Here is a 16,198-nt window from a genome sequence, read left to right on the forward strand (position 1 = left end):
AGCATACCGAAGGCGTGGCGGAGCGGGCAGGGTGGGGGGATTCCCCATTCATGAAATCACCTGCCGCCGACTGGGTAGTGCCGGCCGTCCAGCCTCCGGGGCACTCAGCCCAGCAGCGAACTCTCGCCGCGGCTCTTGCCGCCGCCCTGCGGCGCGGCCATCCACATGCGGCCGGCCAGGCGCGAGAACGGCAGCGACTGCAGCCAGACCTTGCCCGGCCCGGTCAGCGTGGCCAGGAACACGCCTTCGCCGCCGAACAGCACGCTTCGGATGCCTTTGACCCGGCGCACGTCCATGTCCACGGTCGGGTGGTAGGCGACGATGCAGCCGGTATCGACGTCCAGGCGTTCGCCGGCGGCCAGCTCACGCTCGACCACGCAGCCGCCGGCATGGATGAACACCCAGCCATCGCCTTCAAGCTTCTGCATGATGAAGCCCTCGCCGCCGAACAGGCCGGTCATGATCTTGCGCCGGAACTGCACGCCGATCTGCACGCCGCGCGCGCCCGCCAGGAAGCTGTCCTTCTGGCAGATCAGGCGCCCGCCGTGCTGGTCCAGCTTCATCGCCAGCACGGTGCCGGGATAGGGCGCGGCGAAAGCGACCTTGCCGCGGCCCTGGCCAGTCTGCGTGTAGACGGTGGCAAACAGGCTCTCACCGGTCAGCACGCGCTTGCCGGCCGCCATCACCTTGTCCATGAAACCGCCGCCCTGGCTACCGCGCGCGCCGCCGCCGAAGACGGTGTCCATCTGCACCGAGGCGTCCTTGAACATCAGCGCGCCGGCCTCAGCCACCGCACCTTCGCCGGGATCCAGCTCGATTTCCACGAACTGCATTTCATGGCCGACGATGCGGAAGTCGATGCGGTCGGCGTGGCCACCGGTTGACGCTGTCGCGACTGCAGGGGGGATTGCAGGCATCGGCGGCGGCGCCGCGGCGCCGGTGCCGGCCTGCTGCAAAGCGGCGATTTCGGACACCGGTGTCCACCCTGTCATGCCCTGGCACCAGGCCAGCGCGCGCGGATTGGCCTGGGCGAAGCGGCGCGCAGCCTCCTCGTCGAACGGACCGACACGGTCGGCCTGGCCGGGAGCATGGAAGTACCACTGGGTCATCGCAGCAGGTCCGTTGCGGGGAAAAACCCGGAGTCTAGCGGCAGCGTCCGGCGGCGCGCGAGGCGGCCATGAACGATCGGCATTTGCGAGGGAGGTGCTGTATTGCAACAATTATCTGGTAGCGCCGTTTTACCACCCCTCCAAACACAGCCTACCGCCATGTCTCCGACCCGTACTTCCCGTGGCCGCTCTCCGGTCGCGCGCCCGCTCGTTGTCGCTCTTTCCGCCCTGCTGCCGCTGGTAGCAGCCGCCCAGGAAACCCCCGCCGCCAAGGATCCGGTCGCCCTCGATGCGCTGCAGGTGACTGCACAGCGTCGTGTCGAGAACGCCAAGGACGTGCCGGTTGCGATCAGCGCGATCCAGGGCGAAAAGCTCGACGTGCTCGGTTCGGCGGGCGATGACATCCGCTTCCTCGCTGCGCGCGTGCCGAGCCTCAACATCGAGTCGTCCTACGGCCGTGCCTTCCCGCGCTTCTACATCCGCGGCCTGGGCAACACCGATTTCGACCTCAATGCATCGCAGCCGGTCTCGCTGGTGTACGACGATGTGGTGCAGGAAAGCCCGCTGCTGAAGGGCTTCCCGCTGTTCGACCTGGCCGGTGTGGAAGTGCTGCGTGGTCCGCAGGGCACCCTGTTCGGGCGCAACACCCCGGCCGGCGTGGTCAAGTTCGATTCGGCGCGGCCGTCGCAGGATGCCGATGGCTACGTGCGCGTGGGCTACGGCACCTACAACAGCTGGAACGTGCAGGGCGCCTACGGCGGCCCGCTGACCGACCGCTGGTCCGCGCGCGTGTCGGCCATCTACCAGCGTCGCGACGACTGGGTCGACAACACCCGTGCCGGTGCGCCCAACAGCGGCTTCGAAGGCTATGACGAAGCCGCCGGCCGCGTGCAGTTCCTGTACGAAGGCGATGATTTCGAAGCGTTGTTCAACCTGCACAAGCGCAAGCTCAACGGCACCGCCCGCCTGTTCCGCGCCAACATCATCGAGAAGGGCGGCAACGCGCTGGTCGAGAACTTCGACCGCGACAAGGTCGCCAACGACGGCGTCAATTTCTCCGACCTGGAAACCTGGGGCGGCAGCGCGCGCCTGCAGTGGAACCTCGGTTCGGTGACCCTGCATTCGATCACCGGCTACGAGACCGCCGAATCGCTCAACCGGGGCGACATCGACGGTGGCTATGGTGCGGCGTTCCTCGGCGCGGGCAACTCCGGCCCGGGCCTGATTCCGTTCTCGTCCGAGTCGGCCGACGGCCTGCCGCACCACCGCCAGTGGACCCAGGAATTCCGCGTGGAATCCAACGAATGGGGCCGCTTCGATTGGCAGGCCGGCGTCTTCTACTTCGATGAAGACGTCACCATCAACAACTTCAACTACGACTCGCTGACCCCGGGCAACCCGCAGACCGGCCACGTCGTGCAGCAGCAGCGCAACAAGGCATGGGCGGTGTTCGCTTCGGGCGACTTCGATGTCACCGACCGCTTCAAGCTGCGTGCCGGCGTGCGCTATACGCAGGACAAGAAGGACTTCAGTGCCAGCGTGCTGCAGGCCGTGCCGTTCGGCACCCCGGTCAGCGGTCCGTACCTGGCCAACACCGACGTCAACGACGTCAGCTGGGATGTCAGCGGCGTGTACAAGCTGACCGACAACGTCAATGCCTATGCACGCGTGGCCAAGGGCTTCCGCGCACCGTCGATCCAGGGTCGCCTGGCGTTCGCACCGGGCCTGTCGCAGGCCGATTCGGAGAAGGTGATTTCGTACGAAGCCGGCATCAAGGCCGACCTGTTCGAACGTCGTGCGCGCCTGGGCTTCAGCGTGTTCCGCTATGACGTGGACGGCCAGCAGCTGATTGCCGTCGGTGGCACCAACAACACCGCCACCCTGCTCAACGCCGACAAGACCATCGGCCAGGGCGTGGAGCTGGACCTGGAAGCCTACCTGGCCGACAACGTGCTGCTGACCTTCGGCAGCAGCTACAACGACACCGAGATCAAGGACAAGAACCTGGCGGTGGCGGTCTGTGGCGGCGGTTGCACCATCACCGACCCGACCACGGTCATCAATGGCGGCACCTATGCGCTGGTCAACGGCAATCCGCTGCCGCAGGCACCGAAGTGGATCCACAACGCGACCCTGCGCGTGGGCTTCCCGCTCAGCGATGGCAGCGAGCTGTATGCCTACACCGACTGGGCCTACCGCAGTGCGGTCAACTTCTTCATCTACGAGTCGCCGGAATTCCGCGGCCGCAGTTCGCTGGAAGGTGGCCTGCGCCTTGGTTACAACTGGGATTACGGCCAGTACGACGTAGCCGTGTTCGGCCGCAACCTGACCAACCAGACCCGCGTGGTCGGCGCGATCGACTTCAACAACCTGACCGGCTTCCTCAACGAGCCGCGGACCTGGGGCGTGGAGTTCACCGCGAAGTTCTGATGCGGTTGCAGCAGTGATGCAATGACGAAGGGCCGGCGTAATGCCGGCCCTTCTGTTTTTCGCGTCCGCCGGGCATGGCCCGGCGCTACCCATGCGTCGCGTCCGGTAGTGCCGGCCGCTGGCCGGCAACACGCGATCCGGCGCGCGCTTACAGCGCGCTCTGCGGGCGCACCTTCAGCACGGCGTTTTCGGTGGCGCAGTCGCGGCTGGAATGCAGGCCGGCCTTGCGCGCGGCAGCGATTTCCTTGCGTGCGGTCAGCAGATCCTTGTTGAACGCGGCGTTGTCATGCAGGCGGGCAACGGCGGTTGCGCCCATGAAGCGGCCTTCGAGGATGTCGCTCTGCCAGTGCACGTTGCACACCAGGCGGCTCTCGCCGTAGTTGCGGCCACGGGCCTGGATGGCATCGGCGCGGTCCGGTGCGATCTCCGACAGGATCAATGCCCATGCCCAGCCGATCGAGGTGTGGCCGGACGGGTAGGAGCCGTTGCTGCGCAGGCCCTCCTCATCCTTCGGCGAGCAGGTCGGCTCGCCGTTGACCATGAAAGGACGCGGGCGCTGGTACTTGTTCTTGGCGGCCTTGGTGGCAGCACTGGCGTCGATGCGGCTGCGCTCCAGCAGGCGGTACAGGGCCGGGGTCTTCACTGCATCGACGTCGATGTCGGCGGCGCAGGAAAAGTGGTTGGCGCCTTCCGGGAAGCCGAGTTCGGCATCGACACTTGCCTGGGCGAAGCGCGGGCTGCCGCGCAGCGCGCGTGCTTCACGGCTGACCTGCTCGTCCAGCGCAAAGGCCGCCGAGCCGGCGGCCGGTGGTGCCGGCACCAGATCGATGCTGGCCGGCACTGCGGTCTTGTCCAGGTAGCCCACGGCCTTGGTGGTGACGTTGGCTTCGACGGCGGTCGGTTTGCTGGCGGTGGTGGCGGCGCAGCCGGCCAGCGACAACGCGATGGCCAGGCCCAGCAGCGGCCGGGCAGGGGGGAGGATCGACGACATGGGCAGACTCGGGCAGGGAACTCGCCGGCCATGATCGCAGCCTCGATTGCCGGCCGCAGCGTCCATCGGTCATACGGCCAGACCCGGCATGGTCCCGCTGCACTGGATGAAAACGGTCATCAATTGTCGGCAATCTCCTGAATCCGGGCGCAGCGCACGGACTTTCACGCGCTGCCGCCACGAGCATCAGGTCACAGCCGGGCCGGGGGGATCCGCTGAAAGGGAGAGAAGCGATGCGCAGCACCGCAACAGGAAGTACCGTCCTGGCCCTGGTCCTGGGGCTGGCGACCGCCCCGGCGCAGGCCGCCGACGTCTACGGCGTGGCCTTCGTGCATGGCACCGGCGCGCAGACCAATGCCACGCAGGACTACTGGCAGCCGGCGATCATCGACACCGTCCGCCAGGGCCTGCCGAACAGCAGCAACTACGTGGTCATCAACTGCGACTTCACCCAGTACATGTGGAAGCCGGAAGCGGCCGGTTGCCTGGCCAACCAGCTCACCGGCTTCATCGACAGCCGTGGCATCACCCAGCTGGTGGTGATCACCCATTCCAACGGCGGCAACGTGATGCGCTGGATCCTGTCCAACCCCACCTACGACAGCCGCTACCCGAAGATCATCAACCGGGTGCGCAAGGTCACTGCGCTGGCGCCCTCCTCGGCAGGTACGCCGCTGGCCGACGCCGTGCTCAACGGCAATACCTTCGAAACCTCGCTGGGCTGGCTGCTGGGCTACAAGAGCGATGCCGTGCGCATGCAGCAGGTGGGACACATGGCCACCTACAACGCGCAGAACCTGTACGGCACCGCCGGCCGCCCGGCCCTGCCCAAGCCGTTCCGCGCAGTGGTCGGCAGCGATGTCGAGTCGGCGGTGTGGGACAGCAACAGCTACTGCGGTGGCTACGCCGCCAACGTCGGCCTGGAGTTCACCCAGAACTGGCTGTCGTCGTGCTCGGACGGTTTCCTTGAATGCAGCAGCCAGAAGGCGGCCGGCACCCTGTGGTTCACCGACAAGGCGCGCACCCAGGGCGCCGAGCCGCTCAGCCACAACCAGAGCCGCCGCGAGTGCTTCGGCCTCGGCAGCATCCTGCGCAACGACCTGACCCAGTGAGGGAGATGACCATGACGATCCATTCCACCTTGCTGGCTGCCGCCGTGCTGGCAGTCCTTTCCAGCGCATCGGCGCAGGCCGCGCAGCCGCTACGCGTCGCCGCTGGCGACCAGATTCCCGCCGGCCTGGTTGCCGCGCCGCTGCCGGCCGATGAAAGCGAGCACTCGCCGCTGGCCTTCGCCTGGGCGCTGGACCCGGCACAGCCACTGCAGGCTCCCGGTCCCCAGGCCGCCATCAGCCGCAGCTACTGGCAGCAGGTCGACGCTGCCGAACTGCAGCGCGGCCTGGAACTGCCCCTGAGCGCACCGGATGCGGTGATCCAGCTCAGCCCGGCGCCGGGCGCCCGCGCGCTGCCGGCAAGCTCGCTGCAGGTACGTGATCCGGCGGGGCGCAGCAGCGTCGCGCGCAGTGTCGACGCACGCCAGCTGCAGGATGCGGGCATGCCGGTCGGCGATGGCAGCAGCATGCTGCGCACCGGTACCACCAGCGTGGCCGGTGTTTACCGCCTGCAGAGTGCGCAGGCGCAGGGCCGCTATGTGGTGCAGGTGCTGGAGCCCAACAGCCCGCTGCGGATGGAAGTGCAGGCCAGCCAGGCGCAGGTGTTGGCTGGTGGCAACGTGCAGCTGCAGGCGCGTCTGCTGGAAGACGGGGCCAGCGCGGCGGCGTTGCGTGCACGGCGTGGCAGCCTCGGCGGCGAAGCGTTGCTGGTCGCACCCGATGGCCGCAGCTGGCCGCAGCGGTTGCTGCGCACCACCGATGGCAGCCTGCGTGCACAGGTAAGGATTCCGGCCGAGGCCAGCAACACGCAGGGCCTGTGGGAGCTGCAGGTGTTCGCCCAGGCCGACGGCGTGCTGCGCGATGGCAAGGTCGCCTTCGCGGTGGCCAGGCCGACTGCCCGCTTCGTCGGCCAGGCCATGCCCGATCCCTCCAGCCGCCAGGTCAGTCTGCCGTTGCAGGTGGCCGCCGCCGGCCGCTACGAGGCGCGTGGCACCCTGTATGCCACCGCAGCCAACGGCCAGTTGCAGCCGGTGGCGCAGGCGCATGCCGCAGCGTGGTTCGATGGCCCGGGCCGCGGCGCGCTGGTACTGCCCTTCGACCAGGCCGCGTTGCCTGCCGGCTTCGGTGCGCCCTATGAACTGCGCGACCTGCAGCTGCAGGACCAGAGCCGGATGGCACCGATCGAGTCGCGCGCGCTGGCGTTGCGGTTCTGAAGCAGGGCGTGGCGGGCCGGACGTCCGGCCCGCCACAGACGCGGTGTCACCCCGCGTACGCGGTCAGCCGTCCTTCCTGTTCCACCACCGTGATCGCGCCGCCGAACACGGCCGACAGCGGTTCGTCGCGCAGCAGCTCGGCGCGCGCTCCATCGGCCACCACGCGGCCATCGCGCAGCAGCACCACGCGCTCGATCTCGGGAATCACTTCCTCGATGTGGTGGGTGACCAGCACCAGGGTGATGCCCTGCTGCGCAAGCACGCGCATGGTGGCGATCAACTGCTGGCGGGCTACCAGGTCCAGCCCGGTGGAGGGTTCATCCAGCAGCAGCGCCTGTGGTCGATTGACCAGTGCGCGGGCGATCAGCACGCGGCGGGTCTCGCCGGCCGACAACTCGGCATAGGCACGTTCACGCAGGGCCGATGCGCCGGTCATCGCCAGGGTCTCGCCGACCCGGATGCGCATGTCCGCGGTGACCTCGCGGAAGGCCGGCACCACGTAACTGGCGAAGAACCCCGACAGCACCGCCTGCTCCACCGTCAGCCCAGGCATGTCGGCCAGGTTGCTGCTGAGGTCGCCGGTGACGATGCCCAGCTGCGAACGCAGCCTGTCGACCTGCCAGCGGCTCTGCCCCAGCACTTTCACCACCACCGTGCCGTCGGCCTGTGCCAGCGGGTACAGCTCGCGGGTGATCAGCTTGATGAAGGTGGACTTGCCACAGCCATTGGGACCGAGCAGCGCGGTGTGCTGGCCCTGGGCGATGCGCAGGCTCAGCGCGTGCAGGACCTTCACCTGGCCGCGCATCACGCTGGCGCGGTCCAGTTCGATCAAGGGCGGCAGGTCCCCGGCGGGCGGGGCAGGGGGTGTGGCGCGGGTGCGCGGATCAAGGCTCGACAACACGGGTCCCCAACTGTGAACGAAGCCACGGAATGGCGCTGCCAATCCAGCGGTGCAAGGTGCAGTTTGCAACGCAAGCGCCCATGATGTCTTCCATACCTGTGTCGCTCTGGAGAGCCGCCATGCCTGATGCCCTGATGTCCCTGCTGACCGGTGGCGTGCTGGGCCTGGGCTGGTGGCAGCTGGCCCTGGTGCTGCTGGTCTTCACCCAGCTCACGATCTTCTCGGTCACCCTCTACCTGCACCGCAGCCAGGCGCATCGGGGCGTGGACTTCCACCCGGTGGTCGCGCACTTCTTCCGCTTCTGGACCTGGCTGACCACCTCGATGATCACCAAGGAGTGGGTGGCGATCCATCGCAAGCACCACGCCAAGGTGGAAACCGAGGACGACCCGCACAGCCCGGTCACCCGTGGCATCGGCCAGGTGTTCTGGCGCGGCGTGGAACTCTACCGCGAAGCGCGCGGCATGCGCGCGGACATCGAACAGTACGGTCGCGGCACGCCGGACGACGCGATCGAGCGCCGCCTGTACACCCCCTATGCCACGTTCGGCCCGGTGCTGCTGTTTGCGATCAACACGGTGCTGTTCGGCCTGCCGGGCATCGCCCTGTGGGCGATCCAGATGGCCTGGATCCCGTTCTGGGCCGCTGGCGTGGTCAATGGCCTGGGCCACTGGTGGGGCTACCGCAACTACGAGTCGGCCGACACCTCCACCAACCTGACGCCGTGGGCGTTCTGGATTGGTGGCGAGGAACTGCACAACAACCACCATGCGTTCCCCAGTTCGGCGCGCTTTGCGATGCGGCGCTGGGAATTCGACATCGGCTGGAGTGCGATCCGCCTGCTGCAGGCATTGCGCCTGGCCAAGGTCCTGCGTGTCGCGCCGGCCATGGACGTGCGCCCGAACATCGCCGTGCCCGACGCCGATACCCTGAAGGCACTGCTGTCGCATCGCTTCCAGGCGATGACCGACTACCAGCGCAACGTGTTCATGCCGGCATTGCGCGAAGAAGCGCGATACGCGGGTGCCAAGCTGCGCCGGTTGCTGCCGCGCCGGCTGCGCCGTGGCCTGGTCAACGACGGCCGCTGGTTGAAGCCGGACAGCCGCGCCCAGCTCAGCGAATGGGTCGCCCAGCGCCCGCGCATCCGCACCCTGGTGGAATATCGCGCGCGCCTGGCAACGCTGCTGGAAGCACGCGGCCACGATGCCGCCGAGCGCCTGCGTCAACTGCAGGCCTGGTGCCGCGAGGCCGAGGAAAGCGGCATCGCCGCGCTGCAGGCCTATGCCGCGCGACTGAAGGGCTACACCCTGGTGGGCGGATGAGGGCTGCGCTGACGGCATTGCTGCTGGCCGCCGTGTGCGCACCTGCCGTGCAGGCCCAGGTCAGCGACACTGCCAGCTATCTGCAGCGCATGGACAGCGATGGCGACGGCAAGGTCAGTGAAGCCGAGTACCTGCAGTGGATGCTGTATGCCTTCGATCGCATGGACCGCAACGGCGATGGCGTGCTGACCGCCGACGAGCTGCCCGGTGGCAAAGGCAGGGCCATCACCCGCGAACAGCAGCGGCAGGTGATCGTGCAGCGCTTCCACAAGCAGGACGCCAACGGTGACGGATTCCTGGATGCACGGGAACTGGCTGCACCGCCGCGCTGAGCGGCGCCAGTCGTAGCGTGCCCGGCTAAAGTTCGTCGGCGCGCTGCCGATGGTCTCTACGACTCGAACCCGGCGTACCGGTCGATCAGCAGAGACAGTGCGGGCTTGGCATGTCGACCGTGATGGAACGCGGTTGTGGGGACATGGAGGTTGGAGCAGTGCCGTTGCGATGATCGCTGCGCGTTGGGATCGCCCGCACTGACCTGACCGATGCCCAAGACCCCCCCAATGAATGCCAAACCTACCCTTCTCACCGCCATTCTGCTTGGCGGCGTCGCCTGGGCTGCACCGGCACTGGCCGACGAGCCGGCTATAGCCGTGGCGGCCGACGCCGAACCGCAGCAGGCCTCGGATACCGCACCGGCAGCACCTGCCTGGGAACATCGGGTTCCGACCAGTACCAAACTGGAGACCAATGCCGATGGCCAGCCGATCGGCGACCGGACGCTGCGTCTGGTGCAGCGTTCCACCACCGGCAAGGTCATCGCAGCACAGGCTGCCGTATCGCTGTTCGCCGGTGTCATAGGCGGCAGCGGTTTCAGGAAGGACCAGCTGAAAGGTACCCGTGTGGACACCGTGCCGAACCCGGCCTTCAGTTCGATGGAGCAGCAGGCACGCGCGGCCTTGGCGGCCTACTTCAGCGCCCATCCCGGCGCCATCCCCGAGCAGTCGCGGCCGGTGCAGGTCACCGTGGGGGACTTCACCCTGATCTACAAGGAGCTCGGCAATGCCGGGACCGAATACGAACTGCGCCAGAACGTGGACCTGGGCTTTCCATACCGACGCAAGCTGCCGACCATGCGCCTGACCGGTGGCGAAGGCGCGCATTGCCGCATTGCCGAACCGGTCTCGGCGTCGCTGGAAGCGTGGCAGGCCGATGACTACGCGTTGGCCCGGCAGACTGCCGAGCGCTACGCCGAAGCGTGCGTGGCCAGCTTCGCCGCCACACTGCCGACCCTGTTCCCGGACGGCACCCCGGCGGCGACCGTGGCGCCGCCGCCAGAGGCCACCGACGCGGCCTCGGCCGAAGTGGGCCAGGACGCCTGATGGCGGCACGCCGCCGGGGTGCGTTGCACCCAGGCGGTGATGGCCGCGCTGCCCGCAGGGCAGGAGGGCATAGAATCGTCCCATGCCTGAACTGCCCGAAGTAGAAACCACCCGCCGCGGCCTGGCGCCGCATCTGGAAGGCCGCCGCGTCCATGGCGTGATCCTGCGCCGCGCCGACCTGCGTTGGCCGATCCCGCCGGAAGTGGCCGAGCTGCTGCCCGGCCAGCGCATCGAAGACGTGCGCCGCCGTGCCAAGTACCTGCTGCTGGATACCGCCATCGGCAGCGCCGTGCTGCACCTGGGCATGTCCGGCAGCCTGCGCGTGCTGCCCGGCGACACCCCGTTGCGCGCGCATGACCATGTGGACATCAGCCTGGACAACGGCCGCCTGCTGCGTTTCAACGACCCGCGCCGCTTCGGCAGCCTGCTCTGGCAGCCGGCTGGCGAGATCCACCCGCTGCTGCAGGGGCTGGGCCCGGAGCCGCTGGACGACGCCTTCGACGGCGACTACCTGTTCGCCCGCAGCCGCGGCCGCAGCGCGCCGGTGAAGACCTTCCTGATGGACCAGGCGGTGGTGGTCGGGGTGGGCAACATCTATGCCGCCGAGAGCCTGTACAAGGCGGGGATCAGCCCGCTGCGCGAGGCCGGCAAGGTCACCCGCGAGCGCTATCGGCGGCTGGCCACGGCAGTGAAGGAAACGCTGGACTACGCCATCACCCGCGGCGGCACCACCCTGCGCGATTTCATCAGCCCCGACGGCGCGCCGGGCTACTTCGAGCAGGAGCTGCTGGTCTATGGCCGCGATGGCCTGCCGTGCCCTGGCTGCGGCCGCCCGCTCAAGCACGCCATGATCGGCCAGCGGGCAAGCGTGTGGTGCAGTCGCTGCCAGCGCTGAACGTCTTCATGCGCTGCACACGTGCAGCGCTATAGTCCAGCCGACATCCGCTGCGGGGGAGCGTTGGCGATGGACGAAGGCCCGGATATCACCGTATGGCTGGATGCTGCGCGCGGTGGCGACCGCGCCGCGCTCGACCGTGTGCTGACCACCCTGTACCAGGAACTGCACAGCATGGCCCGGCGGCAGCTGGCCGGGCAGCAGGGACGCACCCTGGATGCGACCTCGCTGGTCCACGAGTCCTACCTGAAACTGCTGGGCAGCCGCGGTGCGGCGCGCTTCGAGGACCGTGCGCACTTCTTCGCCTATGCGGCGTCGGCGATGCGCAGCGTGGTCGTCGATTACGCGCGCAACCGGCTGGCGCGCAAGCGCGGTGGCGACCTCAAGCGGGTGGCCGAGATTCCCGAGAACAGCAGCAGCGGCGTGCGCCTGGACGAGGATCTGCTGGCCCTCGATGTTGCATTGGAACGCCTGCAGGCCGTCGATGCGCACCTGGCCAAGGTGGTGGAGCTGCGCTACTTCGCCGGCTTGTCCGAACTGGAGATCGCCGAATTGAGCCAGCGCTCGGAGCGCAGCATCCGCCGCGACTGGCAGAAAGCGCGGCTGTTCCTGCTGGCCGCGATGCGCAGCGACTGAGTCGCCGCCACCCACACCATGGATACCGCCCGCTGGCAGCAATTGTCATCCTGGCTGGACCAGCTGCTGGAGCTGGCACCTGCCGCCCGCCAGCTGCGCCTGCAGCGCGTGAGCGCGCAGGACCCGACGCTGGGCCGCGAGCTGGAACACCTGCTGCAGCAGGAGGCCGACAGCCACGAGTTCATGGCCCAGCCCTTGTGGACCGCTACACCGCCAGGCCGCGCCGGAAGCGAGGTCGGGCCGTATCGGCTGCTGCATCCGCTCGGCGAAGGCGGCATGGGCGAGGTCTGGCTGGCCGAGCGCTGCGATGGCCTGTACCAGCGCCAGGTCGCGCTGAAGCTGCTGCGCAGTGGCGTCGCCGATCCGGGCCTGCGCCAGCGCTTCGGCCGCGAGCGGCAGATCCTGGCCCGCCTGCAGCACCCGCACCTGGCACAACTGCTGGACGCCGGGGTGGACCAGCACGGGCAGCCCTACCTGGCGCTGGATTACGTGGAAGGCGAGCCGATCAGCGACTACTGCCGGCGCCTGCAACCGCCGCTGGAAACGCGGCTGCAGCTGATGCTGCAGGTCTGCGCGGTGGTCAGCCATGCGCATGCGAACCTGGTGGTGCACCGCGACCTGAAGCCCTCCAACATCCTGGTACGCGCCGATGGCACGGTGAAACTGCTCGACTTCGGCATCGCCAAGCTGCTCGACCACGACGATCCGAACGCGGCCCATCCGGCTACCGAAATCCGCGCGTTTACCCTGCACTACGCCGCGCCGGAGCAGGTGCGTGGCGAGGCGGTGACGACCCTGACCGACGTCTATTCGCTGGGCGTGGTGCTGTTCGAGGTGGTCACCGGGCACAAGCCGTATCGGTTGCGCCGGCACAGTGACGCGGAATGGGAGCGCTCGATCCTGGATGTGCAGGCACCGCGTGCCTCGGCGCTGCTGCAACGGCTGGCCGCCGAGCCGGGAGCACCGAGACGGGCGCTGCTGCGGCAGGCCAAGCGACTGCGTGGCGATCTGGACGTGCTGCTGGAAAAGGCCCTGCAGAAAGACCCGCAGCAGCGCTACAGCTCGGCCGAAGCACTGGCCGGCGACCTGCGCCGCTACCTGCAGGGGCAGCCGATCCAGGCGCGTCCGCCGGGCGTGGGTTACCGGGTGCGAAAGTACGTGGGCCGCCATCGCTGGGGCGTGGCGCTGGCCGGGCTGGCCGCGCTGGCCCTGTTGGGGACCACGTCCTTCGCCCTGTGGCAGTTGCGCCAGGCGCGGGCGGAAATGGCGCGTGCGCAGGCCATGCAGGATTTCACTGTTGGCCTGTTCGACAAGGCGGCCAGCCAGCGCCACGGCCATTTCGACGTGCCGCAGTTGCTGGCCACCGGCCAGCAACGGGGCGAAGCCGAACTGGCTGACCAGCCGCTGGCGCTGGCCGAGCTGCAAGGGGTGATCGGCCGCCTGCGTATCGGCCTGGGCGACTACCAGCTGGCGCTGCAGACCCTGGACCAGCAGCGCCGGCTGCTGCAGGAGGTGGGCGAGGTGCCGCCGGCGCTGCAGATCGAGGCGGTTACCCAGCGCGGGCGCGCACTGCGCATGCTCGGCCGAGGGCGCGAGTGCCTCGCGCACCTGCAGCCACTGCAACCGCTGGCGGCCAGCAAGGCGGCGGTATTGCCGGCGGCCGTGGCCGAGTTCCACAGCCAGCTTGGGCGTTGCCAGGCCCAGCTGGGTGACGCCGATGCGGCGCGACGGTCGTTCCAGCAGGCGCTGGCGCTGCGCCACCAAGGGCTTGTCGAGCGCTTCGGGCGTGCTGAATCACTGGCTGATCTGGCCGCTCTGGACGCCGCCGCCGGACGCCTGCCGGCGGCGCTGGCGGGGTACCGGCAGGCGCTGGCCCTGCTCGGCCAACGCGCCGACGCCAGCAGCCCGCAGGTGATCAGCCTGCATCGCCAGCTGGGCGATGTGCTGGCCCGGCAGGGCGACACGCAGGCGGCAGCGGCCGAGCTGGAGCTGGCCTGGCAGGCAGCACAGGAGGCATGGGGGCCGCGCCACCCGGAGGCGCTGGTGGTACGCCGCGCACGCGCGCTGCTGGCCCTGCAGCGTGGCCAGCACGCGCTGGCCGGGCAGGAACTGCGGCAGGTACAGGCACAGCTGCTCGGTGCCCTGGGCCCGGATCATCGCGAGATCGGCTACGGCGAGTTCGCGCTGGGGAAATGGGCCAGCGCCAGCGGCGACCCCTCGGCGGCGGCAGCGCACTATGCCCGTGCGGTGGCGATCTGGCGCCAACCGGATCACGTCGCCCTGCTGCCGCAGGCGCTGCTTGCACAGGGGCAGGCCCTGCAGGAGGCCGGCCAGATCGCGCAGGCCCGCATCGTGCTGGCCGAGGCACGGCAGCTGCTGCTGGCCCAGCGCGGTCCGCAGGCACCGGCCCTGCAGGAGCTTGATGCCCGCCTTGCGGCATTGGCGCAGGCTGAACAGGGTATCGAGTCCACCGCTGCCCGTTAACGTTTGTCTGCCTATGATGGCCGACCTTTCCTTTGCTCCCGCGCCTGCATGCAACGACGCGACTTCATCCGCAATGCCTCCCTGGCCCTGGCCGCCTTCGGCCTGCCGTCACTGCCGGCCTGTGCGGCCAGCAAGAGTGGCCAGCTTGGGCTGCGCCGGCTTGGCCAGCCGCAGCCGTTCGATTTCGCCACCCTGAAGGGTCAGGCGCGCGCGCTGGCACAGGCGCCCTACCAAAGCCACAAGCGGGTGCTGCCGGGCAAGCTGGAGGCGCTGGACTGGGATCAGTACCAGTCGATCGGCTATCGCCAGGACCACGCCCTGTGGGCCGACCAGCCGGGTAAGTTCCAGGCCAAGTTCTTCCACCTGGGTCTGTACTTCCATTCGCCCGTGCGCATGTACGACGTGGTCGACGGCAAGGCGCAGGAACTGGCCTATGACGGCGCCGCGTTCAACTACGGCAAGAGCGGGTTGAAGAATGGTGAGCTGCCGGCCGACCTCGGCTTCGCCGGGTTCCGGCTGAACACGCGCAAGGACACCGACCGCGATTTCGCCGCGTTCCTGGGTGCCAGCTACTTCCGCGCAGTGGGCAAGGAAGGCCAGTACGGCCAGTCCGCGCGTGGCCTGGCCATCGACACCGGCATGGGCAAGCCGGAGGAATTCCCGGACTTCATCGCCTATTACCTGGAACAGCCTGCGGCCGACTCGGACACCCTCATCGTCTACGCGCTGCTGGATTCGCCCAGCGTGGCCGGTGCCTACCGCTTCGCCGTCACCAACGGTGATGTGCTGCTGATGGACATCGACAGCGCGCTGTACCCGCGCAAGGCGATCGAGCGCCTCGGCATCGCGCCCTGCACCAGCATGTACCAGGTGGGCGAGAACGACCGCCGCATGGGCTGGGACTGGCGCCCGGAGATCCACGATACCGACGGCCTGTCGCTGTGGACCGGCGCTGGTGAATGGATCTGGCGGCCGCTGCTGAACCCGCGCAACCTGCGCTTCAACATGTTCGTCGACCGCAATCCGCGTGGCTTCGGCCTGCTGCAGCGTGACCGCAACTTCGACCACTACCAGGACGACGGCGTGTTCTACGAGAAGCGCCCGTGCCTGTGGGTGGAGCCGAAGGGTGATTGGGGCGAGGGCTCGGTGCAGCTGGTGGAGATTCCCACCGTCGATGAAACCTTCGACAACATCGTGGCGTTCTGGAACCCGAAGGAAAAGCCGCAGCCGGGCAAGGAACTGCTGGTCGGCTACCGGCTGTACTGGGGCGCACAGCCGCCGGCGCATACGCCGCTGGCCCATTGCGTGGCCAGCCGCACCGGCCTGGGCGGGGTGATCGGCAAGAAGCGCGAGTATTTCTCGTGGCGCTTTGCGGTCGACTTCGAAGGCGGCGAACTGGCCAGCCTGATCGACAAAGCCGATGTCGAAGCGGTTGTCGAAACCAGCCGTGGCCGGGTGGAGATCGTCTCGGCGCGGCCGCTGCGCGAGATCAAGGGCTACCGCGCGATGTTCGACCTGGTGCCGCCGGAGGGCAGCAGCGAGCAGATCGACATCCGCCTGTACCTGCGCAGTGGCGGCAAGACCCTCACCGAAACCTGGCTGTACCAGTACACCCCGCCGCCGGCTGGTGCGCCGGAGCGCACGCTGTACTAAGAGGGTTTATCGGCAGGGCTGCGCCCTGCACCCGCTGTAGTGCCGGCCGCTGGCCGGCAACCTCAGCAGCAACAG

General features: G+C 68.4%; 13 protein-coding genes. 10 read left to right on the top strand and 3 right to left on the bottom strand.

What is annotated here, in order from left to right; translation table 11 throughout:
* Positions 1 to 104: 104 nt before the first annotated feature.
* Positions 105 to 1,109, bottom strand: coding sequence for a TIGR00266 family protein (locus tag AB4Y98_RS10005; protein WP_442244274.1), 1,005 nt, complete (start codon positions 1,107 to 1,109; stop codon positions 105 to 107).
* Positions 1,110 to 1,268: 159 nt separating this feature from the next.
* On the opposite strand from AB4Y98_RS10005, the gene AB4Y98_RS10010 reads away from it, so the two are divergent.
* Positions 1,269 to 3,539 (top strand): TonB-dependent receptor, encoded by a 2,271-nt coding sequence (locus AB4Y98_RS10010; RefSeq protein ID WP_442244275.1) that lies wholly within the window; start codon positions 1,269 to 1,271, stop codon positions 3,537 to 3,539.
* 148 nt (positions 3,540 to 3,687) lie between these two features.
* On the opposite strand, the gene AB4Y98_RS10015 is transcribed toward AB4Y98_RS10010, so the two are convergent.
* A complete protein-coding gene (locus AB4Y98_RS10015) occupies positions 3,688 to 4,530 on the bottom strand; it encodes an acid phosphatase (RefSeq protein WP_442244276.1) in 843 nt (280 codons plus the stop codon).
* 233 nt (positions 4,531 to 4,763) lie between these two features.
* On the opposite strand from AB4Y98_RS10015, the gene AB4Y98_RS10020 reads away from it, so the two are divergent.
* Complete coding sequence (locus AB4Y98_RS10020) at positions 4,764 to 5,642, top strand: hypothetical protein (protein ID WP_089241829.1); 879 nt, start codon at positions 4,764 to 4,766, stop codon at positions 5,640 to 5,642.
* Positions 5,643 to 5,653: 11 nt separating this feature from the next.
* A complete protein-coding gene (locus tag AB4Y98_RS10025) occupies positions 5,654 to 6,853 on the top strand; it encodes a DUF4785 domain-containing protein (RefSeq protein WP_442244277.1) in 1,200 nt (399 codons plus the stop codon).
* A gap of 46 nt (positions 6,854 to 6,899) precedes the next feature.
* On the opposite strand, the gene AB4Y98_RS10030 is transcribed toward AB4Y98_RS10025, so the two are convergent.
* Entirely contained in the window at positions 6,900 to 7,694 is a 795-nt protein-coding gene (locus AB4Y98_RS10030) for an ABC transporter ATP-binding protein (RefSeq protein ID WP_442244283.1), read from the bottom strand.
* A gap of 179 nt (positions 7,695 to 7,873) precedes the next feature.
* Between AB4Y98_RS10030 and AB4Y98_RS10035 the strand changes: the two genes are divergently transcribed.
* The 7 genes from AB4Y98_RS10035 to AB4Y98_RS10065 all read left to right on the top strand — a co-directional run bounded on the left by AB4Y98_RS10035 (position 7,874) and on the right by AB4Y98_RS10065 (position 16,123).
* On the top strand, positions 7,874 to 9,076 hold the full coding sequence (locus tag AB4Y98_RS10035; RefSeq protein ID WP_442244278.1) for a DesA family fatty acid desaturase: 1,203 nt from the start codon (positions 7,874 to 7,876) through the stop codon (positions 9,074 to 9,076).
* On the top strand, positions 9,073 to 9,408 hold the full coding sequence (locus AB4Y98_RS10040; protein ID WP_025875455.1) for an EF-hand domain-containing protein: 336 nt from the start codon (positions 9,073 to 9,075) through the stop codon (positions 9,406 to 9,408). The genes AB4Y98_RS10035 and AB4Y98_RS10040 overlap by 4 nt, the downstream gene beginning before the upstream one ends.
* 228 nt (positions 9,409 to 9,636) lie before the next feature.
* Positions 9,637 to 10,455: a hypothetical protein gene (locus AB4Y98_RS10045; RefSeq protein ID WP_313252026.1), complete on the top strand. Its 819-nt coding sequence runs from the start codon at positions 9,637 to 9,639 to the stop codon at positions 10,453 to 10,455.
* A gap of 82 nt (positions 10,456 to 10,537) precedes the next feature.
* Positions 10,538 to 11,350: a bifunctional DNA-formamidopyrimidine glycosylase/DNA-(apurinic or apyrimidinic site) lyase gene (gene mutM, locus AB4Y98_RS10050; protein ID WP_313252024.1), complete on the top strand. Its 813-nt coding sequence runs from the start codon at positions 10,538 to 10,540 to the stop codon at positions 11,348 to 11,350.
* Between the two features lie 69 nt (positions 11,351 to 11,419).
* Positions 11,420 to 11,986, top strand: a complete 567-nt coding sequence (locus AB4Y98_RS10055; protein WP_025875449.1) for an ECF-type sigma factor — start codon at positions 11,420 to 11,422, stop codon at positions 11,984 to 11,986.
* An 18-nt stretch (positions 11,987 to 12,004) separates the two neighbouring features.
* Positions 12,005 to 14,470: a protein kinase domain-containing protein gene (locus AB4Y98_RS10060; protein ID WP_442244279.1), complete on the top strand. Its 2,466-nt coding sequence runs from the start codon at positions 12,005 to 12,007 to the stop codon at positions 14,468 to 14,470.
* 48 nt (positions 14,471 to 14,518) lie between these two features.
* Entirely contained in the window at positions 14,519 to 16,123 is a 1,605-nt protein-coding gene (locus AB4Y98_RS10065) for a glucan biosynthesis protein (RefSeq protein ID WP_442244280.1), read from the top strand.
* Positions 16,124 to 16,198: the final 75 nt, after the last annotated feature.

Source organism: Stenotrophomonas sp. 2YAF26, assembly GCF_052114625.1.
Classification (GTDB): Bacteria; Pseudomonadota; Gammaproteobacteria; order Xanthomonadales; family Xanthomonadaceae; genus Stenotrophomonas; species Stenotrophomonas indicatrix.